Raw genomic sequence first — 24378 nt, 5'->3', positions numbered from 1 at the left:
GACTAAAGCTTAAAGCGAAAAGTAAAGCGCTATACAATGGCTTTGGTCTTTTTGCTTTAAGCTTTCAGCTTATCTAAATCCAGTTGTTATTTAAAATATCTTTAATATGGTAAGTGGTAATAATACTTGCGCCTGCACGGGCGAAGGCATGCATCGTTTCCATTACAACTTTTTGCTCGTCTATCCAACCGCGTTCGGCAGCTGCTTTTACCATCGAGTATTCGCCTGACACATTATAAACAGCAATTGGCAAATTGGTATCCTGTTTTAACCGTTGGATAATATCCAGATAAGCTAAACCTGGTTTCACCATTAAAACATCAGCGCCTTCCTGTTCATCTAAAGCGGCTTCGCGCAAAGCCTCTAATGGGTTTCTAAAATCCATCTGATAAGCCTTCCTATCGCCTTTGCTTGGTGCACAGTCTGCAGCCTCTCTGAACGGGCCATAATAGGCTGAAGCAAACTTTGTGGCATGGCTCATAATGGCTGCGTTTACAAAACCGTTTTCATCTAAAAGATTACGTATGGCTTCAATCCGTCCATCCATCATGTCAGACGGGGCAAACATATCGGCACCAGCTTCGGCATGTGTTAAAGCCATTTTAGCGATTACCTCTACTGTTTTATCGTTTTGAACATAATCGTTCTCTAAAATACCGCAATGGCCATGGGTGGTATAAGAACAAACGCAAACATCGGTAATTACATATAAATCATCACCGAACTGTTTTTTTAATTCACGAACAGCCGTTGGAACCAAGGAATGATCATGATAAGCAGATTTCGCGTCTTCAGATTTTTCATCGCCCACACCGAAAAGCATAATTTTGTTGAGTCCTTTTTTCATTCCGGCCGCTACATCTTTAACCAGGGTATCAACCGAATAATGGTTTACCCCTGGCATGGCATCAATGGCGTGGGTAACATTGCTGCCTGGCACTATAAAATAAGGGTACACAAACATATCTTTCGATAACCGGGTTTCGGCTACCATCTCTCTCACCAATGGGTTTTTCCTTAATCTACGCGGACGATTTAACATTTTATTTATATCAAGTATTTAGTATCAAGTATCGAGACCTGAATATCTTTTTATTTTTTCCTTCGGGGTGATTGCACAGATTGAATGATTACACAGATTTTTGGATTTCATAGATGGCCTTACGCTTTCTGCCCTTTACCTTACGCCCTAAACCTTATGCCTTTTACCTTACACCCTAAACCTTACTTAATCTCAATCCCAAACACTGCCTCAGCTAGTCCAATTTCATCAGGCGAATAAGGCAAAGCATATTTTACACCCATTTCATCAAATTTCTTACCGGTAGAGTTTCCAATAGCAATTACCTGTTGGCCAGGCTCCAATAAATTATCAGCGAAATAGGCATCAACATTTGATGGACTGGTAAAAATCAGCACATCAGCATAACTTTGGTCAATATCATCTTCGATTACTGTTTCGTAAATCGGCAGATCGATTATTTTAGCATCAGCTGGTAATGATTTTTGAATCGATTGTAAAGAATCCTGCGCTCTTGGAAACAGTATCTGCTGACCGCCAACCAATTGCGCAAAATCTTCTGCAACTTCGGTAATATCGCCACTTTCGCCAACAAAATCGGCAATATGGCCAAATTTACGCAATGCATCTTCAGATCCCCTTCCTACCACACCAAACCTTGTTTTCTTTGGCATTACCGGTTTTAGGTTGAAAAAATATTCTACGCTGTTGCGGCTGCTGAAGAAAACCCAATCTACGTGTCTTAAGATAAACTGATCTAAAACCGTTACTATCGGGAATGTACGGATTAATGAACGTCCTTCTATTTCAATATTATTATTTTCTAATGCCCTACGGAAATAACTGTGCTCACCAATTTCGCGCGAGATGAAAACCTTTGCCGGTTTCTTTCTTTCTACATTAAACTTGGCCACAATTTTTTCTGCCAAACCTTCGGTACTTTCTGCGCGTAAAAACAAACGCTCAGGAAAATGGTCAGCCGTTTCGGCTTTTGAAGTCCATATTTCGAATTTTCCATTTTCTTTTTTGCAATAGCAGCCCAAAGGCATATGGCAACCGCCTTCGAAAAGATTTAAAACCTTACGTTCTACAGTTACAGTCTCTGCAGTTTCCGGGTCGTGCAATTTTTGCAATGCACCAAAAAGCTCGGTATCATTTTCCCTGATCTGAATAGCCAAAGCCCCCTGGGCGGGTGCCGGAATAAACTCAGTAGTTTCTAATTCTTCCACATGTAAATCGCTTACATCAAGATTTAAGCGTTTAACACCAGCTTTTGCAATCAGAATGGCATCGTAATCTTCATCACGAAGTTTTTGGATACGGGTGGGTACATTTCCGCGTAAATCTTCAACCTCCAAATCGGGACGTAAACCCAATAGCTGGGCTTTGCGGCGATTAGATGAAGTGCCAACCATTGCGCCTTTTTTTAACGAAAGCTTTTGCGAAACATCTACACAATCTTTTAAAATCAATAGGTATTCGCTTGCTTCTTCACGTGGTGGTAAAGCGGCGATGATCAATCCTTCAGGGTGTGTAGTAGGTAAATCTTTAAGGCAATGTACAGCCAGATCAATCGTTCCACCTAAAAGCTCTTCTTCCAATTCTTTGGTAAAGAAGCCTTTGCCTTCCAGTTTATCCAATCTTAAATTCAGGATTTTATCTCCCTGCGTTTTAATGATTTTTATTTCTGCTTCTATTCCAATCGCAGCCAATTCATCTTTTATATGATTTGCTTGCCATAAAGCCAGGTCGCTACCGCGTGTTCCAATGGTTAATTTCTTCACTATAAAGGTTAAATGAGTTGCAAATTTAATTTAATTAGTGGTTTATACCATGAATTGTTTAAAAATGAGACAGTGAGGTTACAGAATGAGTGATTTAAAGGATTTCTGTGACATTTACGACATGAAAGTATAACGTGGTGTAAGATGTTACCATCTTACACATGATCCTTTTAGATATACTATAAGTCAGATGATAATACCTGACTTCACTATGATATGTTAGATGGCGTTTGAACCATATAAGGAATGTAAGTCCATTTAAGTTGATTGCATGAAAGATGCTGAAACAAGTTCAGCATGACGACGAGGGAATTGGTTTCCGGATTTATCTAAAGATAAAAGATTCTTCACTGCGTTCAGAATGACAGAAAAAAAAATGATAGAAACGAGATTTGGCGTTTTTAGCGCCAGCCCTTAGCGATCTTTGCGGTAAAATTAAGATTGATTAACCAAAATTTCTTTGGCCATTACCATCGGAACGCTGATGTATTTTTTCTCCATGTAGTTCATTACACGTTCTAAAACTTCGCGTGAAGCCTCATCCATCTGACTAATTTCATCGGCAAATACACCATTTATGGCTGTATTTTTGATCTCTTTAATCTTTCTTGGTACTTCCTGCATCGCCAGTTCGATACGGCGTTGTTTTAAAACAGAGAAAAATTCGGTAATGTTATGGCTGATAATTTCTTCGGCATGTACCAGTTCGTTATAACGTTCCTGGATATTTTTGCGTGCTACCTCTTTTAGCGATTCTACTTCGATATAATGTACAGGGTTGTTATGAATTACTGCCGGGGTAACATCATTCGGGATGGCCAAATCTACAATTACCTTTTTGCCTTGATCGCCGTTTAACAATTTAGCGTATAAGGCTTCGTTAATAATTGCCTCAGTTGAGCCGGTACAGGTAATGATCACATCAAATCCTTCATTAAAATCTTCAAGCGCTGCTAAAGGATAAGCCTTACCACCTAGTTCTTCTGCCAAAGATTCGGCCTTAGAAAACGTACGGTTGAAAATCGAGAAATTCGAGTATTTATGTTTGTTGAGGTATTTTGCAATGTTCTGATTGGTTTCGCCGGCGCCAATAATCAAGATACGTGAGTTGCCACACATATTTAACTCTTTTAGCTTCCGGTAGGCCAATGAAACAACAGAAACGGGGTTTTTTGAAATATTGGTGTGCGTATAAACTTCTTTTGCGGTTTTAACCACACGATCCATAATCATACGCATGTAATCGCCAGTAAAACCTGCATCGCGGCAGTTTTCATAAGCTTTACGGATCTGGGCAAGAATTTCCTTTTCACCAACCACCAAACTCTCTAAAGAGCACGATGTTCTGAGCAAATGGTTAAAAGCTTCTTCGTTTTCGTATACCGTAACATTATCAAGAAAACGCTCCATAAATTCAGGAGGCAGTCCCATGTCTAAAACAGTAAGGAATCTGGTTACAAATTCTTTGTCGGTTTTCTCTTTGGTAAGGAAAACAAACTCCACACGGTTACAGGTTCCGATGTAGAAGATTTCACTAACGGGAAGTTCTGTTTGAACATTCTTCAACCTGCTATCTAAACTCTGATCACAAATAACCAATTTCCCTAAAGATTTCAGGTCGATGTGGTGATGCGTAAAAGCTATTACTTTTAAATATTCCAAGTGCTTCCGTTATTAACTATTATCGGGATACAAAAGTAACAGGGTGAACGCATGTGACTGTCATTAACCTGTAATTTACATCAATTTAGAACGGTTTTAAATAAAGAGCTTAAAGATTAATCAAACCATATTGATTTATATGAACAAACCAATCGTAAAATTTTTCTCCGAATTTACGCCCTCTTCTACGTCCTGACTGAATGTAACCACTTTTTATCCATTGCAGTATATTACGTGATTATGCCAAAATGGTTGCCTTCACCTGGCTTTTAATTTATTTTTCCGGAATATTAAAAATTGTTTTTGGGGTTTTATTGTTGATTAAGAAGACGAAAAAGCTTGCAGCTGTGCTGATTATCCTAATGTTGATCGCATTTATGCCTACGCACATCTGCATGATCCAGAAGATGCTGTTCATATTTGGCAAAATATCGGCCACACCATTTATAGCCTGGGCAAGGTTGCCTTTGCAGTTATTGTTTATCTGTTTGGTATGGTATTATTATAAAAATCGTAATGGGTAATTTTTATTTTTTGAAAAGCAGGAGCTGTATTTCATTTTAGTGTTAGCCCCGCTATTCGTTACAATCTTTTTGGGAACGTTAGTCTGGGTTTGCCGAAAACCTGCAATAAAAAATATTTCCACTGTTATCGGGTTTAGATAATATAGGCCTCTGCAACTATTAATGGTTTTCTTGGCGCTTCCATAACAAATACATCCATCAGGTTAATGCAAAAAACACACAACAAAATTAGATTTCGTAGGTTTATAATTTGTATCAATTCCTTAAATTATGATTACACAAAGCAATTTTAGCCTTAGCGGTTCTGACGGAAAATTAATTATTGGTGATATCACTTTTGATGAAAAAAACCCTAATACGCCCATTGTACTTTTTGTTCATGGCTTTAAAGGTTTTAAAGATTGGGGGGCGCACAATTTAGTGGCCAGGCATTTTGCCAGCAATGGCTACCGTTACATTAAGTTCAATTTATCGCATAGCGGTGTGCCAGTTAATGACCCGAAAGATGTAACCGATATGGATGCCTTTGCCAATAATACCGTATCAAAAGAACTTTTTGATTTAAATGCGGTACTCGATTTTATCGAAAAAGCATACGGTAAAGACACAAAGGTAAACCTGATAGGCCATAGCCGCGGTGGTGGATTATCGATTATTGAGGCTGCGAATGACTTAAGGATCAACAAACTGATTACCTGGAGTGCCATTGGTGATTTTGCCAGCCTGTGGAAAAAAGAACAGGAAGCTGAATGGAAAAAAACCGGCAAAATATTCGTTACCAATGCCCGTACCAAAGAGCAAATGCCATTAAATATTGGTTTATTGGAAGATTTTGAAGAGAATGCAGCAGCATTGAATATTTTAGATGCTGCAAAACGGGTAAACATCCCGTGGTTGATTATCCATGGTGATGATGATGTAAATGTTCCTTTTGAAACCGCACAAACTTTGGCAGAAGCCAATCCGAATAGCAGATTAGTTAAAATTGAAGGCGCTAACCATGTTTACGGCGCTACGCAACCTTATACCAATGAAACTTTGCCACCGCTGTTGTTTAAGGTTTGCGAAAAGGTAATCACTTTTATAAGTGAAGTATAAATTAATTATCTTGGGCCATCATAAATTATGGCTCAAGATAGAATCAACTTCTCAGGCTTCAATCAAGCTCTATTTAAGAAGATCTTAATTGGATTAACATTATTTTTCTGTTTTATCATTTTTCTTGACAGTAATTTCTCGCCCGTAAAATCAAATACTGAATTTATTGTTGATTTTGAGGGCTATCGCTCCAAAAACGGAAAGGAACGCATTTTTAGTGCTCAAACCTTTCATGAAAAATATAGGATCCCACCTAAACTTTTCAATGAAATAAACGAGAAAGATTCCCTGCTAATCTATAGATCAAAAGTAACCGGCATTATCCTTTATTATGGTTTAAGGAAATCTGATGTAATTATTGTTTGTAAAACCCGGTTTTTTAAGGATGATTTTTTTGGATTAGTTACCAGTACTTTAGGTGTTTTGCTAGCGATAATTCTCTATTTTAACAGTAAACTAGCACAAAACGTTACCCTTCAAGGAATTTTAGTCTTTTTGATTATCATTTCTTTGGTTTTCCTAAGAAACTACTTTGGTGGAAATTATTTATGGGAGTTCTAATTTTTCAATACTAATCATCCCCTCTCCTTACAAAATTTCGCATATCGCTGCCACTTGGGCTTTGGAAAATTTCCAGATCAAAATAAGGTACCGCAGCTAATAAATGATCGAAAATATCGGCGGCAACCTCTTCAAATTTCCTTAATCCTTTTTCTTTCGAGAAAACATAAATTTCAATCGGCAATCCGTTTTCTGTGGCCTGTAACTGGCGCACCATGAAGGTTAAATCGGTATTGATATGCGGATTGCTCTCCAGATATTTTTCTGCATAAACCCTAAAAGTACCAATATTGGTCATGTGACGGCCATTAACCAGATTATTGGGATTCACGGTATTTTCGGCATTATACCGTTCTATAAAAGCCTGCGTTTCTTTAAGGTAATCTTTCAAAAAATCGATACTCTGCAACCTTCCAATCAGCTCTTCATCGCAGAATTTAATACTCGAAATTTTAATATTAATGTGGCGTTTAATCCTCCTGCCCTCACTTTCTTCCATTGCTCGCCAGTTTTTAAACGACTCGCTCACAATAGCGTAACTCGGCACAATGGTTACCGTTTTATCCCAATTACGCACTTTAATGGTGGTTAAATTAATTTCGGTTACTTCACCATCTGCCCCATATTTTTCTACTGTAATCCAATCGCCTACCCTAACCAGATCAATGGCACTCATTTGTACAGAAGCTACAAAACCTAAAATCGGATCTCTGAAAACCAAAATGAAAACAGCGGTAACTGCGCCAAAACCACCGAAAACATAAAGCGGTGATTCGCCAAGAATAATGGACAGGATGAGCACAAAACCAACAATATAAAATACAATTTTGGCTACCTGTTTGTAACTTCTAATGGGTTTATCGGCGTATTTCTTTGATGATTCCATGATGGATACCAAAGCATTCAGAAATGCATTTACAGCAAACATTACGGCTAAAACCATGTAGATTTTAGCAAATATTAAAGCATAAAACAACCCTTTTGTAAAATCGATAAAAAGATAAGGAACAACATTATAGATGATATAGGCCCCAAATATTAAAGCAAAAGCCCTGAAAACCCTAAATTCGAATAAAGCTTTTTGCCAGTCTGACTTTGTTTTTGCACTTTTTACCACACCGATAAAAAGCTGTCGGGTTAAAAATATGGTGATGAACAAAAATAGAATAACGCCAAGCAACCCGATAAAAAAGTAAGAATAAACGAGTTCGCCATCAGCAAGGCCTTTGCCAGCAAGCCAATTTCTAAGTTCGTTAAACAGGGATTGAAACTCCGGGATATTCATTAAGGCAATTTAGGATTTATTGATTACAAATTTAAATGGTGCTCTAGTCTTTGTCATTCTGAATGCAATGAAGAATCTGCTAAGAATATTGGTGCTGTTAAAACTATGCTAGTATTGATAATGGCGCAGTAGTTTGTAATCCGGTGCTACCCAGGATATAGATTCTTCGCTGCGCTCAGAATGACAGCATAGTGGTTTGTGAGTATACAAACTACAGCGTAGTATTAATTATTAAACCTTCTCTACCCAGTTGCCATCATCTTTAATGATGTCGATCAGTTCATCAAGCGCATAGGCGGTAGTTACATTTTTCTTTACTACTTCTTTACCACGGTATAAGGTAATTTTATCTGGGCCGGTGCCCACATAACCGTAATCGGCATCGGCCATTTCACCTGGCCCATTAACAATACAGCCCATGATACCGATTTTTATTCCTTTTAAATGATCGGTACGTGACCGGATCAGCTGAGTGGTTTCTTGTAAATCGAAAAGTGTTCTTCCGCAGCTTGGGCAAGAAATATATTCTGTTTTACTGATGCGTGTACGTGTAGCCTGTAAAATCCCAAAACTGGTAGAATTAATCAACGAAAGGTTTTGACCTTCTGCATCAATCCATACCCCATCTCCAAAGCCATCGGTAAATAAAGCGCCAATATCGGTTGCAGCATAAAGCATTAAATGATCGGCATCTGCATCTTGGTAAGATCTCTTAATGATTACCGGGATCTGAATATTTTTCTCCTGCAAAGCAACAAAAAAGGCCCTTTGTTCAGCCATCCCATGTGTTGCAGAAGTCTCCAAAATTAAAACAACGGTGTTATCCAATTGTGCAATTGTTGCATCGCTAAATTGTTTTGAATCAATCTGTACGAAATTCAAAAATTCGTCTTTAACATCCGCAGAACCATATTCGGCAAGCGTATATAAAGGATGACAATTGTTTTTATCGTTAAGTTTTAACCAGGTTTCGTAATTATAAACTTGCTTTAAATTCCCAGGGAAAGAAAAAGATGGCAAATTATCACCTAAGAAGGCTAAATCGCAAGCCTGATCGGCCAAGTTATATTTATCTAAACCTGCACTGTAATTGTAACCAATTGAACTTAAAAAGTAAGGATCTTTTAAGTTTTCCTTCGAAACATCGATCATCACTACCGGATGGTGATGCCCACCAATATGCTGTACAGCAGTGGTAATACGGCGATTGTACTCGTAAGGGGAATAAGTTGGGCGGGGGGCGTGGGGCGTAGAGCGTAGTGTAGTCGACTCGGGACTTCCGACTTCAGACTTCGGACTCCTTAAAGCATAACGGTCTGCCAGGGCTTTAGCAACTGGTGCTTCAAATTCAGGGTCTTCCGTTAACGAAACACGAATGGTATCACCCAAACCATCTTCTAATAAGGTTCCAATGCCAACGGCTGATTTAATGCGGCCATCTTCTCCATCACCTGCTTCGGTAACGCCTAAATGCAAAGGATAGTTCATCCCTTCTTTAGCCATGGTTTCTACCAACAAACGATAAGCCTGAACCATTACCTGGGTATTACTGGCTTTCATCGAGATCACCAGATTATAGTAATTCTGGTCTTCACACATGCGGATAAACTCCATTGCCGATTCTACCATTCCACGAGGGGTATCGCCATAATGACTCATAATCCTGTCAGAAAGCGATCCGTGATTAGTGCCAATGCGCATGGCGGTACCATACTCTTTACAGATTTTAACTAAAGGGATAAATTTTTTGTAAATCCGGCTTAACTCTGCATTGTAAGCATCCTGTGTATATTCTAGATTCTCGAACTTCTTTTTATCTGCATAATTGCCTGGGTTAACCCTTACTTTTTCTACAATGCGCGCAGCCATTTCGGCAGCATTCGGCGTAAAATGGATATCAGCAATTAATGGCACATTATAACCTCGGAAACGCAGTTCTTTTTTAATATTGGCCAGATTTTCGGCTTCTTTAATGCTCGGTGCGGTAATACGAACATACTCACAGCCAGATTCTACCATGCGGATCGTCTGTTCTACAGTACCTAAAGTATCCATGGTATCGGTAGTAGTCATCGATTGAATCCGGATTGGATTGTGCCCGCCTAAAGCAATATCACCTATGTTAACTTCTCGGGTTAAATACCTCGAATAAGTTGTTAAACTGTTGCAATATCCGCCTGCCAGATCATGTTTTGCCAATAAATTTTCCATCTGTTTGCAAAGATAAGGATTGTTGGAATGTTTTAATGTTGGAATGTTGTAAAAGATAAAGTCAGGAAAGACCAACAACCTTAATTACATTTTTCATTTATCTAAAAAGGCAAGCACCTTAGTATTAAATTCTGAAACCATTTCTACAGGCACATAATGTGAAGCGCCCTTAAAAATAAATAGTTGCGATTTAGAGATGTTAGCCGCAATAAATTTAGTGTGCTTCTCTAAAATCATATCCTTCTCACCTGCCATTACCAAAACTGGTGCTTTAATCTTCTTCAGGTCAAAAGCAGTAATATGCGGTTCGGTAAGCAACATGGTAAATAACCTAACCTGATACTTAGATTTAACATCTTGTCTGGTTTTCAAACTTTCAATTGCTTTGCTAACCTCTTCTAAAGTACTGGTCGAAACTGCTTCATTTGGGTTTGTACATGCTCCGGTAACGGCGAGTTTCTTTATATATGTAGGATATTTAGCCGCCATGATCAACCCCGTATTTCCACCATCGCTCCAGCCTAAAATATTGGTTTTACTGATATGTAAAGAGTCAAGTAATGTTTTCATATCCTCGGCGTAGAGGTCATATGAAAGTGGCTGAGTACTGGAATCGGTACTTTTTCCTTGTCCACGGGTATCTACTGCAATAACCTTATAAATTTTTGAGAATGCTTTAATCTGTTTTTTAAAAACGCTGATCGATTGGCTGTTTCCATGTAATAATAACAGGGGCTCGCCTTTTCCATAGGTTTCGTAATACAGTTCGGCATCTTTCACTTTCACTCTGCCCGATGCCGTCGCATTACTGCCATAATTAATAGCTTGTGGGGCATTAGGATTATAATCTGGTTTTATTTTTGCCTGACTGATATCTACACCATCAATTAATATCTGAACATCATCAAGCCAGAGTTTGCCTGGACCGTAAAGCATAGGAAAAAGATAAATTTTTGTGGCCTCTTTTTGAAGGGGTAACTTTAGGCTATATTGCTTCCAGTCTTGCGTTCCGTATATCCTATTTGCTAGTAGATTGGTAAATTGTAACTTATCATTATCCTCATCATCAATTCTAAATGGAAAATCTGCATGTCCGGTAACATGCTCTAATTTTAGATAAAATTTGATTTCTACTTCCTTCCCTTCAAATTTTGAAGGTATAATTAAATTAGACATGGCATAATTGGATTCTACATCTTTGGCGATATTTTCTATCAACAAGGAATATTTACCTGTATATTTTTGGGTTGAATCGATTTCGACCTTATATCCACTTTTGGTTGTACCCGTACTCCAACCAACAGAAGACTTAGACTTGGGAACTGTTTTTTCGAAACCTAAATTATATTCATCCTTAACAGGTTTTAACGAATCTGTTGAAGTTTGGCAAAAAGAAGTAAGTTGATAAAAAACAAAAATTGTGGTGAGAAGGATACGTAGCATATTAGATTAATTTCACTAAAACTAATCAATAGAATAGTAGCTTAATTCTTATTTAACATCTTTTAACTGAAAGTAGAAATTGAAATTGGTTTATTTTTTAACGGTGGGTGGGTTTGGCATCATTGCACCGACCCAGGTTCATAAACGGGATGGAAGCGGCATCCTTTGGCTGTAAGCCTGAGCGTAGCCGAAGGCCAGCCAAAGATATAGCGTACAGCCCGAGTAACGAAATAGTTGTATTGACTTTGCTTTTCTAACTTATATCAACCGATCTTTTATCACCAACGTATTGGCTGCAATATCGTGCCAACACTGGTTTTTCTTATTGAGGAAACTGTATAAATAGCCAAAGAAAACAGGAATTACAGATAAGATTTTAGAAAAATTCCTGACTAGAGAAACACAAAAAGAAACCCGGCTTCCCTCTAAATCGGTTACTTTAATATTGAGAAGTTTTTTACCTATAGTGGCCTGACTGGCTGATGCTTCGGCAATGCTACCATAAATGAGTTTAATAATAAATATGGATGGAAATGGGATTAGAAAAGCCATAATCCGCTGATCTTTGCCTTCAATAAAAATATAACTCGTTAAAATGATAATGCTATATATTCCAAAAATAATAAAATGATCAATTACCGATGCCAACAGCCTTTGATCGAAAGCGGCAAAATATTGGGGTGCTGTTTTTTGATAACTAAAACCCAAAAGCTCACGCAATTCGGGAATTGCGTGAGCTTCTTTATAATCGTCCATTCCGGGTTTACGTATAAACGTATTCGCACTGATGTTTAAATCTTTCAGTTCGGTTAAACTATACGGCCCTTGTGGCTTTCCATTAATTACAACTATATATTGATCAGGATTCATTGGATTGGATCAGGATGATGAGATTTTGGGATTGTAAGATCAGCATTTTATAAAAATTTCTTCTACAAGAATCAACCTTACATCCCCCACCTTAAAACCTTCTGCCTTTTTAATATCTGCTTACTTCAAAGTTACTCAATCCGCCATCTAAATTAATAAAGATTTTTTTGGTTGAGGTTTTATAGTTTGAGGTTTCGTAAACACCATCACTCAATTTCTCAAAACCATCGAAATCTTTAGCTGATAAACCTGTTTTGGTTTTAATTCGGCAACCCGAGTTGGTAGGCACCTTAATGTTAACATCGGCAACGCCAGATTTCACAATTACGTCGGTTATTGGCAATAAATCTCCGAATTTAATATCCAAAGCTGCTGCCCCACCATCAAAGCGGAAGGTACGCACTTTGTAATTGGCAAAATCAAAATTTGCTTCGCCAGCTCCGAGTTTCATTAAAATATCCCAGTTGGCTTCTTTATTCAATTTAAAGTTAACATCGTTACCACCATCACCAAAATTCCATTTACTCTTTTTATCATCCATCTGGAAAGTAAGTACGATAGCGCTATCGGTAAGCAATTTCTTTAAAGAGAAGTTACCATGTCTTTTCTTTACGTCGGCATTAATCAACTCGGTTGTTTCACCATCAAGATTAAATGAAATGCCACCTCCGGAAATATTTAGTACTGTTTTTTTCGCATTATCTGCAGCTACAAATGGCTCAGATAAACTTAAGTGATTATATGAGGTATCACTATCGTCATCATCATCGTCGTTGTCGCCATCATTATGGTCGATATTAACATCGATATCTTTTTTGAAATGGTGCCCCCACCAGTTACCATGCTCGGGTACTTGCTGTCCTTTGTAAAAAAGGAACGACAAAGCCACTACTAAAACGCCAATAGAAATGATACTACCTGTTTGCGAGTTGTTTTTATTGAACAGGATATTTAAACCTGCTATAATTAAGAACACTGGCCAAAAGCTCCAAACGTTGCGCCAATAAAAGTTGATTACATCAAAGTTTTCGAGTAGAAGTACACCGCCAATAAAAAGCAGGATAATACCCCAAATTAATCTATCTAATTTCATTCTATTTATACTTGAGGGTTAGCGGATGTTGAATTATCATCTTTGTTAGCTGGTGCCGTAGGTTCATTTTCTACAATAGTTTCAGAAAAATCAGCTGTTTTTTGTTGTTCAGCTTCTTTTTGTTGTTCAGCCTCCTGTTGGTTCTGAAAAGCAGCCCAGTCATTCTTTCTTTTTGATTTAGCTATAATACTTACACCTAAGGCAATAAATATCAATGGCCACATGTACTTGAATAAATTGTGGATACTAAACCAGTCGGGTATAAAATCCATTTCGCGCATCAGGAAAAAACATCCTATTACTAGCAATATTAATCCGCCTATGGTGCGACCAGTATCGTTAGATTTATTGAATTTATTGAAATCGGGCTGTGTTTCGAAAGGCGTTTTTTGTCCACCATCAACAGGTTGTGTCCAATTCTGGTTTCCTTGGTTCGCTGGTCCTGCAAAAGGATCGGCAGTTCCAAAGGGTTGTGCATTTGGGTTTTTCTTGCCAAAGTAATCGTTAAATTTAGAAAATCTTGCTGCCGGATCATTATTAACCGGAACAATAATCCACATTACTATATAGGCAACTAAGCCACCTCCAGCCATAAATATAGCCGATAATGCAAACAATAATCTAATTATGGTAACCTCCACCTGCATATAATCTGCAAGTCCCGAAGCTACACCGGCAATCATCTTATCGTGTTCGTTTCTAAAAAGCTTCTTTTCCATAACGTTGTTCATTTTGTGTTTAAAAATCAAGCGGAGTAATCAAAACCTCGTCTACATTTACCCCTTTACTTAAGTTTAAAATGGTAAACAAAGTTTCTGCAATATCTTCAGGCTGTACAAATTTTTCATCCGGAATTGTTGTTCCTTCCCAGGATGAAGTTTTAGTAGAACCTGGCAAAAATGCAGTTACTTTAACATTGTGAGGTGCTAACTCTTGCCGCAATACATGATTAAGACTTAACATCGCTGCTTTTGTTACACTATAACTGCCTCCATTTTTTACAGGTGCTTTACTGGCCACCGAACAGATGTTGAATATATGGCCTCGCTTAGCTGAGCGCATTTTTTTTCCAAAAAATTTACTGATGTAATAACAGGCATTTGTATTTATATGCTGCTGTTTTTCGAAAGTTTCGTCATCCTCATCGAGCATGCTGCCAGGCAAAAAGATCCCCACATTATTTACTAAAACATCTACTTGATCAAGATTTATAGCAGTCGAATTTAAAAAAGCATACACTTCTTCTTTAACAGAACAATCTGCTGTCTGCGTAAAAATAGCATTCCCATAAGGGGTTAGTTCCTGTCGAAGCCTGTCAAGTTCATCTAAACCCCTTGCTACCAAAACTAAATCGTACCCATTTTGGGCTAATTTAGTCGCAATAGCTCTACCAATTCCTTTAGTTGCTCCGGTTATTACAGCTTTCATTTATTTATGGTTTAATTTTTGTTAACAAAAAACCATATTTATATTCAAAACCACGAATATTTTTACAATTAGCAAAGTGCTCCAAATTTTTATTGTTTCTTTGTAGTAGTATAGAACGATCATTTAAATTAAGCAAATACATACGGAATGAATTTTACCAATTTCGGCAGATACATCCTGCTACTCAAGTCTGTATTCAGAAAGCCGGAAAAACTGAAAATATACCTAAAAGAAATTGCCAAACAAATGGATTATGTTGGTGTAGGCTCTTTAGGTTTAATTGCTATCATCTCTACTTTTATTGGTGCAGTAATGACGCTACAAATTGCTTTCCAGTTGGTTAGTGATTTTATTCCAAAAACAATTATCGGTTCTGTAAACCGCGACTCGAGTATATTAGAGTTAAGCCCAACCATTAGTGCAATTGTACTGGCAGGAAAAATCGGATCGGCCATTTCATCAGAAATTGGTTCGATGCGTGTTACTGAACAGATTGACGCTTTAGAAATTATGGGTATAAATGCACCTGGCTACCTCATCCTTCCTAAAATTATTTCGGGCATAACCATGGTACCCATGCTGGTAATCATTTCTATGTTTTTAAGTATTACCGGTGGATATATTGGCGGTTCTATTTCGGGTGCTGTTACTCCTGCAGAATATATTCAAGGTATAACAACTGATTTTAATCCTTACACCATCACGGTTGCTTTGGTAAAGGCATTTGTATTTGGTTTCATTATTACATCAGTTCCAGCTTACGAAGGTTTTTATGTTCGTGGTGGTGCTTTAGAAGTTTCGCAGGCCAGTACAAGAGCAGTTGTAATTAGCTGTATCTCTATTCTTGTTTGCGATTATTTAGTTACTCAACTTTTATTGTAATGATCGAAATTAAAGATATTTATAAATCTTTCTCCGGAAATGATGTATTACAAGGCATTTCTGGAAAGTTTGAAGAAGGGGTAACCAATTTGATTATCGGTGGCTCCGGATCAGGAAAAACAACATTATTGAAATGCATGGTTGGTTTGCATCAGCCAGATTCGGGCTCGGTATTGTACGATGGCCGCGATTTTACGCCGATGACCTACGAGCAACGGATCGAAGTACGTAAAGAAATTGGTATGTTGTTTCAAGGTTCTGCCCTATTCGATAGTATGACTGTTGAAGAAAACATCATGTTCCCCTTAAACATGTTTACTGATCAGAGCAGAAAAGAAAAGCTTGAAAGAGTTGATTTTTGTTTGGAACGGGTAAACCTTGCAGGTAAAAACAAATTATTCCCGGCAGAATTATCGGGCGGAATGAAAAAACGTGTGGGTATTGCACGTGCTATATCTATGAACCCGAAGTATCTGTTCTGTGATGAGCCGAACTCAGGCTTAGATCCAAAAACGTCCATCGTAATTGATGAGTTGATTCAGGAAATTACCGAAGAATACAAAACCACTACTATTGTAGTAACACACGATATGAACTCGGTTATGGGTATTGGCGACTATATTTTATTCCTACACGAAGGAAAAAAATTCTGGGAAGGCAGCAACAAAGAAATTGCACATACTGATATTAAAGAATTAAACGATTTCGTATTCGCCAGCCGCTTTATGAAGGCAGCAAAAGATAAGTTTTAAGAAAATTCTTATATTTGTTTAGTTATGACAACGGCTACAAAAAATATCATTCACAAATTGGAAACCTTACCAGAAAGCATGGTAAACGAGGTAGAAGATTTTATTGATTTTTTAAAAGCTAAACATTCGAAGAGCTTTCCTAAATCGGCAAGTGAAAAAGCAAATGTTGTTGAAGAGCCAAAAAGCTTATATGGCGCTGCCAAAGGTACAATTCTTTATATTTCTGATGATTTTAACGAACCATTGGATGATCTCAAGGATTATATGTAATGCGTTTTTTGCTTGATACACACATATTCCTATTCTTTATTAATGGAGATAACTCAATTTCAAAAAAGATTATAGAGATCATAAACAATCCTGTAACAGAAAAATATATTAGCATTGTAAGCATTTGGGAAATTACAATAAAGACTAATATCGGAAAGCTAAAGTTAAAAGACGATATTAACTCAATTTATGAATTACTTGATAAGTACCGAGTAAAAATTCTTCAGCCTGCTAAAGATGACTTTACTACTTATTCTACATTACCATTAATACATAAGGATCCATTTGATAGACTTATTATAGCACAGGCACTAGCAAATGATCTAACCCTGATAACTGATGATCAATACATCAAAAGCTATCCAAATTTAAAGTTATTTTAAATACATGATACAATTACTTGCCCCAACCCACTGGAAAGACTATGAACTGATTGATTGCGGGGATTTTGAAAAATTAGAACGTTTTGGAAATGTAACCCTTATCCGTCCTGAACCACAGGCGGTATGGAAAAAAACATACTCAGAACAGGATTGGAAAAAAACGGCCAACATTACTTTCAGGGGCCGTTCGGCTACTTCTGGCGAATGGGTAAAGAAAAATCAATCTATTCCTGATCGTTGGCATGTAGAATATAAAAATGATGAAGTGGCCATTAAACTCCGCTTAGGTTTAACTTCTTTTAAACACGTGGGCGTATTCCCTGAGCAGGCAGTAAACTGGGATTTCATCTCTTCATCGATTAAAAAATTTAAAACGCCACAGCCTAAAGTTTTAAATCTTTTCGCTTATACTGGTGCGGCATCACTAATTGCCAATGCAGCAGGTGCTGAAACTACGCACGTAGATTCGATTAAACAGGTTGTTACCTGGGCAAACGAAAACCAGGAGCTTTCAGGCTTGAAGGATACCCGTTGGATGGTAGAAGATGCCTTAAAGTTTGTAAAAAAAGAATTAAAAAGAGGCAAAAAATACAACGGAATCATTTTAGACCCTCCTGCTTATGGCCACGGCCCTAATGGCGAAAAATGGAAACTGGAAGATCATATTCAGGAAATGATGCAGGATGTGGTACAACTGCTGGATGAAAAAGAACACTTCTTAATCCTAAATACTTATTCATTAGGGTTTTCGTCGGTAATTGTAGAAAATTTAATCCGTACCTCATTCCCATCAGTTAAAAACCTCGAAACCGGAGAACTGTTTCTACAAGCTACTTCGGGCATTAAATTGCCATTGGGTGTTTTTGGCAAATTCTGTAATGTGTAAATGTTGATTACTTTATTTTAAACTACCAGATTTCCACCCTACTTTCATCAAAACAGATTCGGAAACTGTCTAAACTTTAATTATCTATATAATATTTATGAAATTCCCTCAATTAGCAGGCACACTAATACTTGGTTTTGCCGCAATCAGCTTATTTGCCAACTGTAATTCAGACGGTAAGAGCAGTGGCGGTATCGGCAAAATCTTCTCTTCTGATTCAACTAAAAAGAAAACGGACTCAACGGTAAACGTAATGAAACCTGTTGATCCAAAGCTTTACGATTCGTTGGTGAAAAAACTGGCAAACGGAGATACTACCGGAAGATGGCCAGTAAAAAAACAACCATATCCTTTGGCGGGAGCCATTTTACCTTTTAAACGCATCGTTGTTTATTATGGAAACCTACATTCGAAAAAAATGGGTGCGCTTGGCGAATATGCGCCTAAAGAAATGTGGAAACGTTTAAATGCTGAGGTTAAACATTGGGAAAAGGCTGATCCCTCTACCCCTGTACAACCAGGATTACACTATATTGCTGCAGTAGCAAGTGGAACACCGGGGAAAGATGGAAAATACATCAACAGAATGGGCAACAAACAGATTGATTCTGTTTTGAAAATTGCCAAAATGCAGCCTAATACCATTGTATTTTTAGATCTTCAGGTAGCTTTAAGCACAATAAAAGCCGAGTTACCTCATATCGCAAAATACCTGGAATTGCCATACGTTCATTTAGGTATCGACCCTGAATTTTCGATGAAAGACGGAACATTGCCAGGCAAAAAAATCGGCACCTACGATGCTGCCGATGTTAACTATGTAACCGGATATTTAGCAGATATTGTTAAAAAATACAACTTGCCTCCAAAAGTATTTGTATTGCACCGTTTTACAAAGAAAATGGTAACGAATTCTGCTAATATTAAATTACGTCCTGAGGTTCAGGTTGTGGTACATATGGATGGATGGGGCGAACCTGAATTGAAAAAAGGCACCTACCGCCACTTTATACAGGGCGAGCCTGTACAGTTTACTGGCTTTAAATTGTTTTACAAAAATGATCTAAAGAAAGATCCGAAGCGTTTGATGACTCCAGAAGAGCTGTTAAAGCTTACACCAAAACCGATATATATTCAATATCAATAAAAGTAGAAGCCTGTAATCGTAATTACAGGCTTTTTTGTTTTCATGCTATATAAGATACATTTTGTGATGTATTTATCAATTTCATTTAGTTAATTTTTAATCACAGATACACACAGATTCTTATATCTGTATGCATCCTTTTTTATCTGTAGTTAATTAAGATTACCTAGTCTTAAGGATATTGAAGTATTTATCCTAAAGCGCTGTCCAAATAGCACCTCCTTAAAACTTATAGGAATAATCGATACCCAACCAATCTTTAATATCAAAAAAATGTCTTTTTTTGATTGATCTAAAAATTGGAATAGATTTTATATACGTAGGATATGCAAACAGCAACATTTGGCGGCGGCTGCTTTTGGTGCACCGAAGCCGTTTTTCAGACGTTAAATGGAGTAAGCCAGGTTACATCAGGCTATATGGGGGGAGATTTAAAGCATCCTACCTATATGGAAATTTGTAACGGCGATACCGGACACGCAGAAGTAATTCGAATCTCATTCGATGAAAGTGTTATTTCGTTCAATGAGCTTTTATTGGTATTCTTTAAAACCCATAATCCAACAACTTTAAATAGGCAGGGTAATGATGTTGGCACGCAATACCGCTCGGTGGTTTTTTATGAAAATGAAGATCAGAAAAAACAGACGGAGAAAATGATCGAAGATTTAACCCAACAACATATTTTCGATAAGCCCATTGCGACAGAAGTTTCTCCTATAGCCGAATTTTATGAGGCTGAAGATTATCATCAAAACTATTTTAGCAACAATCAGGGGAAACCTTATTGTGCATTTGTGATACAACCTAAACTTAATAAGTTTGCTACTGATTTTAAAGATAAAATTAAACCAGCGCTTTTGGAATAATTAAATTTCGAAAGTAAGTAAAGCATGTTGGCTTGCCGTATGAATATCTCTCCAAACCCTATTAATTTCTGATTCCTTTTTTGCAGCCGCTAAGCCACAGTATGGGAATAAAGTAGCTGCCGATTTCCAACAGGCATGGGCCAATTTACGACTGATTGAACTCACCTCCATTAAGATATCCTCATTAATTTCACCATCGCCCATTAACTGATTCCAGGACTCCTCAAACGCATGGTAGAATTTGGCACGAAGACCTAGTACCTCTTCTTTACAACGGTTAAGTTCGTTGTTAAAGAACAAAATTTGCGCTTCATTATATCTCCCCAATCCAGAACGCGAGTAAAAAGATTGCTCTACCAGTTTGATAAAATGATTGGTCATCCCTAAACTGTTTACTGTTAACGTGGTTTCTGCGAGCTGTAAAAAGGGATAATCAAAGCCTGAATCTGCCACTTCAATATGCTGGTTAATTTTAAAGGTCCTATTTTCGTCGACGTTTAAATCACAAACTTCAAAGGCATGACTGCCTGTTGCAATTAAACCAAAGTAAGACCATCCGGGTAAAATATTTACTTCCTCCTTTTTAAGGATAAATGATTTTATTTCAGGTTCTCCATTTTCATCTAAAATATCATCACCATTTTCGTTTTTAAGCGTGCAATTGGCTGTAAATATAGTGGCGTGCAATGCCCCGCTGGCATAGCTCCATTTTCCATTGAGCAGATACCCACTTTGCGTTTTAATGGCCACCCCACCAACGGCACCACTCCCGGCAAAACAAACTTCACGATCAGCAAAAATCTCTGCAGCCAATTTAGGATTTAAAAATCCGGCAAACCAGCCTGCACCTGCACAGAGTGTAATGGTCCAGCCTAAACTTCCATCAGCTTCAGCCAATTCTTCCTCCAATCTTAAAATTTCAGGAAGTTTTTTGTTTGGTCCGCCATAAATTTCGGGCACAAAAAGCTTAAACCAATTTTCCTGATAGGCCAGTTCTAAAATTTCGGGATGAAGTTTACCCATTTCTTCAGAAAGCGCTGCATAAGCTTTTACTTTTTCTTGCCAGGTGATGCTTAATGTTTCTTGCATGATTATTTTTTGCTTTACCTAGGAAGGTAATTAAGCCAATTTGAGTCTACTTTTGTTTATGATCTTCTTCCAGTCTAAAAATCCAAATATGGCTACGGTGAATAAAAATGTAGTTAAACAGGCCATGAGTGGAAGCTTTTTATGAAACAGCAATGGAATGGCAACAATATTCGAAATGTTCAGGAATATCCAGTTTTCTATTTTACGCTTGGCCAACAGCCACATACCTGCCCACGCTGTTGAAGATACAAAGGCATCAAAAACAGGCACATCCGAATCGGTATAATGCCTCAATACAAGATAAAGTACGCCGAAACCAATCACAGAAATTAAAACAGCAATGGTTAATTCTTTATTGCTCGACCATGAAACCTGATTTTCTCCGTCCTGTTTTCTTTTCTTCCAGATGATCCATCCGTAAACGCTCATCACCAGATAATAAATGCTCAGTAAGGTTTCTGCATACAGCTTTACATTTAAGAGTAGAAACATCGATAACAGGATCGAAATTATTCCTGTTGGATAAAGCCAGATACTATTCTTCTTCGCCAGTAAAACTTCAGATACCCCAAAACCTACAGCCAACCATTCGATTAATGAGGTGTGTAAAATCTGCTCCTGAAAAAGCTTAAACCAATCTTGAAAATTCATTTACAATAATTTGCCTTGCAGCCAGTAAAAATAATTAGATCCTGTTTTCGGGGCGAAACAGTTTTGTAAATTTTAACCTCTTCCTACGGCGGCATTACCCGCATCAGGTTCATTAGAAGGTGTAAGGTTTGGGGGTGTAGGGCCTAAGGCTAAACCCTATACCTTAAACCTTTTGGCTTAAACCTCTAAATGGGTATAATCTCAGCAAATTGAAGGCAACAGACATTGCAAGATCAAAAAGCACCCCTTTGAGCAAGGCAAATATAAGAAATAATAATCAGTGGCCGCGTATCTGTTCAGATTCATCCAGATGATCAAATACAAGGAGCTTCGCTTTAAAATAGCATTATATAACTATAATTAATTAATTTCGAAGCAGCAAATTTCAAAAAAAACCTTGTTTTTTGTTTTTACAACACAAAGGAAACAACTATAAACTATTTTAATACTAAAAACCATGATAAACCTTAATATTAAAAAAGGTAAATTATTTAAACTCCCCTTTTTATTAATTCCATTGGCTTTTTCTGCTTTTGCACAAGAAAAAAATGAAGCCGCTAAAACCATTCCTGTATTTAAAGATGGTGAAGCACAAATTGTAACCTTATTCGATACGCCCGACAAGTGGATCCGTACCGATTTATGGGTAGAAACAACATTTGATACTGACGGCGATGGGAAACCTGACCGCATGCATGTTGATGTTACACGTCCCTACCAAACCGAAACAGAGGGACTAAAATTACCTGTCATTTACGAATCAAGCCCATATTACGCCGGAACGGCCGGAAACGATAAAGGTGTATTTTGGGATGTAAAGCACGAAATTGGCGAAAAATCTGCTGTAACTCGTGTACACCCAGAGGTAACACGCACGGGCAAAAGACCAATTATCTCAAACTCTTTAATTAGAGAATGGGTTAAAAGAGGTTTTATTATAATACACTCTTCCTCGCCAGGTACCGGACTTTCGCAAGGGTCTCCAACAGTAGGTGGAATAAACGAATCGTTAGCACCAAAAGCCGTTATCGAATGGCTGGGGGGAAAGGATAATGGTTATACCACTGCTGATGGGAACGAAAAAGTTAAAGCTTATTGGAGTACGGGAAATGTTGGAATGACAGGAACTTCGTATAATGGGACAATCCCGCTTGCAGCGGCAACTACCGGCGTTGAAGGGCTAAAGGCCATCATACCTATCGCGCCAAATACCTCTTACTATCATTATTATCGTTCAAATGGCTTAGTAAGAAGTCCTGGCGGTTATTTAGGAGAAGATGTTGATGTTTTATACGATTACATACACAGTGGCGCAGAAGATAAAAGAGCATATGCAAATAAAACAATAAGAGATGAAGAAATGGCCCAGGGAATGGATCGTATAACTGGTGATTACAATAAATTTTGGGCAGGTAGAGACTATTTAAATGCCATGAAACCCATGAAAGCGGCCTTACTGATGTCGCACGGCTTTAATGACTGGAATGTAATGCCTGAACATAGCTATCGAATTTATAAAGCGGCTGAAGCCAAAGGTTTACCCGTACAAATTTATTATCACCAGCAAGGACATGGTGGCCCGCCTCCAATGAAAATGATGAACAGGTGGTTTACCCGTTATTTGTTTGGAATTGAAAACGGTGTGGAGAAAGATCCCAAAGCCTGGATTGTGAGAGAAAATCAACCTAATTCGAATCCAACACCATACGCCGATTATCCAAACCCAGATGCCAGTAATGTAAAACTTTACCTTGGAGCAGGAAGAAAGAACCATGGAAGCCTATATACCACTAAACCACAGAAACAATCTGCAGAAACTTTAGTAGATGATGTTTCTTTTTCGGGCAGTGAGCTGGCAAAAGCCGAAAATTCAGAACATCGCTTGCTTTATGTAAGTCCTACATTAAAAGAAGCAGTTCATTTATCAGGCTTAACACAGTTTACCGTTAAGTTGGCCAGCAATAAACCAGCAGCTAATTTCTCCGTTTGGTTGGTTGCTTTACCCTGGACAGAAGGAAATGGTGTAAAATTAATGGATAACGTAATTACGCGCGGATGGGCCGATCCTCAAAACAATAAATCGTTAACTGAAAGTGCGCCTTTAACACCCGGTAAATTTTACGAGCTCAAATTTAATCTTCAGCCGGATGATCAAATTATACCCGCAGGTAAGAAAATTGCCTTAATGATTTTTTCGAGTGATAAAGAATTTACGCTTTGGCCAAAAGCCGGAACTCATCTAACCATTGATTTAAATGGAACCACACTTACATTACCCGTAGTTGGTGGGATTAGTGCATTTGAAAAAGCGACAAAATAGTGCCGCTTCATTAAAATAAATTTTAGCCAATATAGCACCATAAATCACACGATTTCTGATGCTATATTGTTTTTACTATCCCTAACAGTTATTGAACTACGCGCGCTTAAAGAGCTCTCCTCCAAAGGAGTTCCTTCGGAACACTATGG

At 37.8% G+C, this 24378-nt stretch carries 22 protein-coding genes; 10 read left to right on the top strand and 12 right to left on the bottom strand.

What is annotated here, in order from left to right:
* Positions 1-73: 73 nt before the first annotated feature.
* From hemB to hemA, 3 genes are all read right to left on the bottom strand, one after another.
* Entirely contained in the window at positions 74-1042 is a 969-nt protein-coding gene (gene hemB / locus AC1DNH_RS19455) for a porphobilinogen synthase (RefSeq protein ID WP_477608230.1), read from the bottom strand.
* Between the two features lie 182 nt (positions 1043-1224).
* Positions 1225-2805, bottom strand: a complete 1581-nt coding sequence (gene hemC, locus AC1DNH_RS19450) for a hydroxymethylbilane synthase (RefSeq protein ID WP_477608232.1) — start codon at positions 2803-2805, stop codon at positions 1225-1227.
* Positions 2806-3240: 435 nt separating this feature from the next.
* Positions 3241-4467 carry a glutamyl-tRNA reductase gene (hemA, locus tag AC1DNH_RS19445; protein ID WP_477584371.1) on the bottom strand — a complete coding sequence of 409 codons (1227 nt, stop codon included), beginning with the start codon at positions 4465-4467 and terminating at the stop codon, positions 3241-3243.
* Between the two features lie 794 nt (positions 4468-5261).
* Here hemA and AC1DNH_RS19440 point away from each other — a divergent pair.
* Together AC1DNH_RS19440 and AC1DNH_RS19435 are read left to right on the top strand one after the other, a co-directional pair.
* A complete protein-coding gene (locus AC1DNH_RS19440) occupies positions 5262-6089 on the top strand; it encodes an alpha/beta hydrolase family protein (protein ID WP_477584369.1) in 828 nt (275 codons plus the stop codon).
* A 27-nt stretch (positions 6090-6116) separates the two neighbouring features.
* Positions 6117-6650 carry a hypothetical protein gene (locus AC1DNH_RS19435; protein WP_477584367.1) on the top strand — a complete coding sequence of 178 codons (534 nt, stop codon included), beginning with the start codon at positions 6117-6119 and terminating at the stop codon, positions 6648-6650.
* 10 nt (positions 6651-6660) lie between these two features.
* Here the strand turns inward: AC1DNH_RS19435 and AC1DNH_RS19430 are convergent, their stop codons facing one another.
* The 7 genes from AC1DNH_RS19430 to AC1DNH_RS19400 all read right to left on the bottom strand — a co-directional run bounded on the left by AC1DNH_RS19430 (position 6661) and on the right by AC1DNH_RS19400 (position 14980).
* Positions 6661-7935: a mechanosensitive ion channel family protein gene (locus AC1DNH_RS19430; RefSeq protein ID WP_477608234.1), complete on the bottom strand. Its 1275-nt coding sequence runs from the start codon at positions 7933-7935 to the stop codon at positions 6661-6663.
* Between the two features lie 231 nt (positions 7936-8166).
* Positions 8167-10146, bottom strand: a complete 1980-nt coding sequence (gene ispG, locus AC1DNH_RS19425) for a (E)-4-hydroxy-3-methylbut-2-enyl-diphosphate synthase (RefSeq protein ID WP_477625588.1) — start codon at positions 10144-10146, stop codon at positions 8167-8169.
* Between the two features lie 93 nt (positions 10147-10239).
* A complete protein-coding gene (locus AC1DNH_RS19420) occupies positions 10240-11589 on the bottom strand; it encodes an alpha/beta fold hydrolase (RefSeq protein ID WP_477625587.1) in 1350 nt (449 codons plus the stop codon).
* A gap of 258 nt (positions 11590-11847) precedes the next feature.
* A complete protein-coding gene (locus AC1DNH_RS19415; RefSeq protein WP_477584633.1) occupies positions 11848-12459 on the bottom strand; it encodes an RDD family protein in 612 nt (203 codons plus the stop codon).
* A 109-nt stretch (positions 12460-12568) separates the two neighbouring features.
* Positions 12569-13552, bottom strand: a complete 984-nt coding sequence (locus AC1DNH_RS19410) for a LiaF transmembrane domain-containing protein (RefSeq protein WP_477584634.1) — start codon at positions 13550-13552, stop codon at positions 12569-12571.
* Between the two features lie 5 nt (positions 13553-13557).
* Positions 13558-14271: a PspC domain-containing protein gene (locus AC1DNH_RS19405; RefSeq protein ID WP_477610410.1), complete on the bottom strand. Its 714-nt coding sequence runs from the start codon at positions 14269-14271 to the stop codon at positions 13558-13560.
* Positions 14272-14290: 19 nt separating this feature from the next.
* Positions 14291-14980, bottom strand: a complete 690-nt coding sequence (locus tag AC1DNH_RS19400) for an SDR family oxidoreductase (RefSeq protein ID WP_477610411.1) — start codon at positions 14978-14980, stop codon at positions 14291-14293.
* A gap of 147 nt (positions 14981-15127) precedes the next feature.
* Here AC1DNH_RS19400 and AC1DNH_RS19395 point away from each other — a divergent pair, with 147 nt between their 5' ends.
* From AC1DNH_RS19395 to msrA, 7 genes are all read left to right on the top strand, one after another.
* A complete protein-coding gene (locus AC1DNH_RS19395; protein WP_029275780.1) occupies positions 15128-15862 on the top strand; it encodes an MlaE family ABC transporter permease in 735 nt (244 codons plus the stop codon).
* On the top strand, positions 15862-16614 hold the full coding sequence (locus AC1DNH_RS19390; RefSeq protein WP_086547603.1) for an ABC transporter ATP-binding protein: 753 nt from the start codon (positions 15862-15864) through the stop codon (positions 16612-16614). The genes AC1DNH_RS19395 and AC1DNH_RS19390 overlap by 1 nt, the downstream gene beginning before the upstream one ends.
* Before the next feature lie 24 nt (positions 16615-16638).
* Positions 16639-16884, top strand: coding sequence for a type II toxin-antitoxin system VapB family antitoxin (gene vapB, locus AC1DNH_RS19385; protein WP_477610412.1), 246 nt, complete (start codon positions 16639-16641; stop codon positions 16882-16884).
* Complete coding sequence (locus AC1DNH_RS19380; protein ID WP_477584639.1) at positions 16884-17267, top strand: type II toxin-antitoxin system VapC family toxin; 384 nt, start codon at positions 16884-16886, stop codon at positions 17265-17267. Before vapB ends, AC1DNH_RS19380 begins: the two co-directional genes overlap by 1 nt.
* Before the next feature lie 4 nt (positions 17268-17271).
* The gene (locus tag AC1DNH_RS19375; RefSeq protein WP_193420498.1) at positions 17272-18153 is read left to right on the top strand and encodes an RsmD family RNA methyltransferase; all 882 of its coding nucleotides are present in this window, start codon (positions 17272-17274) and stop codon (positions 18151-18153) included.
* A 97-nt stretch (positions 18154-18250) separates the two neighbouring features.
* Positions 18251-19300 (top strand): hypothetical protein, encoded by a 1050-nt coding sequence (locus tag AC1DNH_RS19370; protein WP_477584640.1) that lies wholly within the window; start codon positions 18251-18253, stop codon positions 19298-19300.
* Between the two features lie 326 nt (positions 19301-19626).
* Positions 19627-20169: a peptide-methionine (S)-S-oxide reductase MsrA gene (msrA, locus tag AC1DNH_RS19365; protein ID WP_477584641.1), complete on the top strand. Its 543-nt coding sequence runs from the start codon at positions 19627-19629 to the stop codon at positions 20167-20169.
* Here msrA and AC1DNH_RS19360 read toward each other — a convergent pair whose 3' ends face one another.
* Both AC1DNH_RS19360 and pnuC read right to left on the bottom strand, forming a co-directional pair.
* The gene (locus AC1DNH_RS19360; protein ID WP_477609973.1) at positions 20170-21258 is read right to left on the bottom strand and encodes an acyl-CoA dehydrogenase family protein; all 1089 of its coding nucleotides are present in this window, start codon (positions 21256-21258) and stop codon (positions 20170-20172) included. It abuts the gene before it with no gap.
* Positions 21259-21288: 30 nt separating this feature from the next.
* On the bottom strand, positions 21289-21909 hold the full coding sequence (pnuC, locus tag AC1DNH_RS19355; RefSeq protein ID WP_029275787.1) for a nicotinamide riboside transporter PnuC: 621 nt from the start codon (positions 21907-21909) through the stop codon (positions 21289-21291).
* 457 nt (positions 21910-22366) lie between these two features.
* On the opposite strand from pnuC, the gene AC1DNH_RS19350 reads away from it, so the two are divergent.
* Positions 22367-24229 (top strand): Xaa-Pro dipeptidyl-peptidase, encoded by a 1863-nt coding sequence (locus AC1DNH_RS19350; protein ID WP_477584903.1) that lies wholly within the window; start codon positions 22367-22369, stop codon positions 24227-24229.
* Positions 24230-24378 lie beyond the last annotated feature (149 nt).

The organism is Pedobacter sp. 01N310 (assembly GCF_056399805.1).
Note: the sequence above shows the minus strand (reverse complement) of the source record. Positions and strands in the feature narration are given on the sequence as shown.

Excerpts from the sequence above, each read along its gene's own strand:
- AC1DNH_RS19380 (WP_477584639.1), top strand. The coding sequence starts at position 16,884 with ATGCGTTTTTTGCTTGATACACACATATTCCTATTCTTTATTAATGGA.
- AC1DNH_RS19395 (WP_029275780.1), top strand. The coding sequence starts at position 15,128 with ATGAATTTTACCAATTTCGGCAGATACATCCTGCTACTCAAGTCTGTA.
- pnuC (WP_029275787.1), bottom strand. The coding sequence starts at position 21,909 with ATGAATTTTCAAGATTGGTTTAAGCTTTTTCAGGAGCAGATTTTACAC.
- AC1DNH_RS19400 (WP_477610411.1), bottom strand. The coding sequence starts at position 14,980 with ATGAAAGCTGTAATAACCGGAGCAACTAAAGGAATTGGTAGAGCTATT.
- AC1DNH_RS19405 (WP_477610410.1), bottom strand. The coding sequence starts at position 14,271 with ATGGAAAAGAAGCTTTTTAGAAACGAACACGATAAGATGATTGCCGGT.
- vapB (WP_477610412.1), top strand. The coding sequence starts at position 16,639 with ATGACAACGGCTACAAAAAATATCATTCACAAATTGGAAACCTTACCA.
- AC1DNH_RS19415 (WP_477584633.1), bottom strand. The coding sequence starts at position 12,459 with ATGAATCCTGATCAATATATAGTTGTAATTAATGGAAAGCCACAAGGG.
- AC1DNH_RS19375 (WP_193420498.1), top strand. The coding sequence starts at position 17,272 with ATGATACAATTACTTGCCCCAACCCACTGGAAAGACTATGAACTGATT.
- AC1DNH_RS19430 (WP_477608234.1), bottom strand. The coding sequence starts at position 7,935 with ATGAATATCCCGGAGTTTCAATCCCTGTTTAACGAACTTAGAAATTGG.
- AC1DNH_RS19435 (WP_477584367.1), top strand. The coding sequence starts at position 6,117 with ATGGCTCAAGATAGAATCAACTTCTCAGGCTTCAATCAAGCTCTATTT.
- AC1DNH_RS19420 (WP_477625587.1), bottom strand. The coding sequence starts at position 11,589 with ATGCTACGTATCCTTCTCACCACAATTTTTGTTTTTTATCAACTTACT.
- AC1DNH_RS19390 (WP_086547603.1), top strand. The coding sequence starts at position 15,862 with ATGATCGAAATTAAAGATATTTATAAATCTTTCTCCGGAAATGATGTA.
- AC1DNH_RS19410 (WP_477584634.1), bottom strand. The coding sequence starts at position 13,552 with ATGAAATTAGATAGATTAATTTGGGGTATTATCCTGCTTTTTATTGGC.
- AC1DNH_RS19440 (WP_477584369.1), top strand. The coding sequence starts at position 5,262 with ATGATTACACAAAGCAATTTTAGCCTTAGCGGTTCTGACGGAAAATTA.
- AC1DNH_RS19370 (WP_477584640.1), top strand. The coding sequence starts at position 18,251 with ATGAAATTCCCTCAATTAGCAGGCACACTAATACTTGGTTTTGCCGCA.
- msrA (WP_477584641.1), top strand. The coding sequence starts at position 19,627 with ATGCAAACAGCAACATTTGGCGGCGGCTGCTTTTGGTGCACCGAAGCC.
- AC1DNH_RS19350 (WP_477584903.1), top strand. The coding sequence starts at position 22,367 with ATGATAAACCTTAATATTAAAAAAGGTAAATTATTTAAACTCCCCTTT.
- hemB (WP_477608230.1), bottom strand. The coding sequence starts at position 1,042 with ATGTTAAATCGTCCGCGTAGATTAAGGAAAAACCCATTGGTGAGAGAG.
- ispG (WP_477625588.1), bottom strand. The coding sequence starts at position 10,146 with ATGGAAAATTTATTGGCAAAACATGATCTGGCAGGCGGATATTGCAAC.
- AC1DNH_RS19360 (WP_477609973.1), bottom strand. The coding sequence starts at position 21,258 with ATGCAAGAAACATTAAGCATCACCTGGCAAGAAAAAGTAAAAGCTTAT.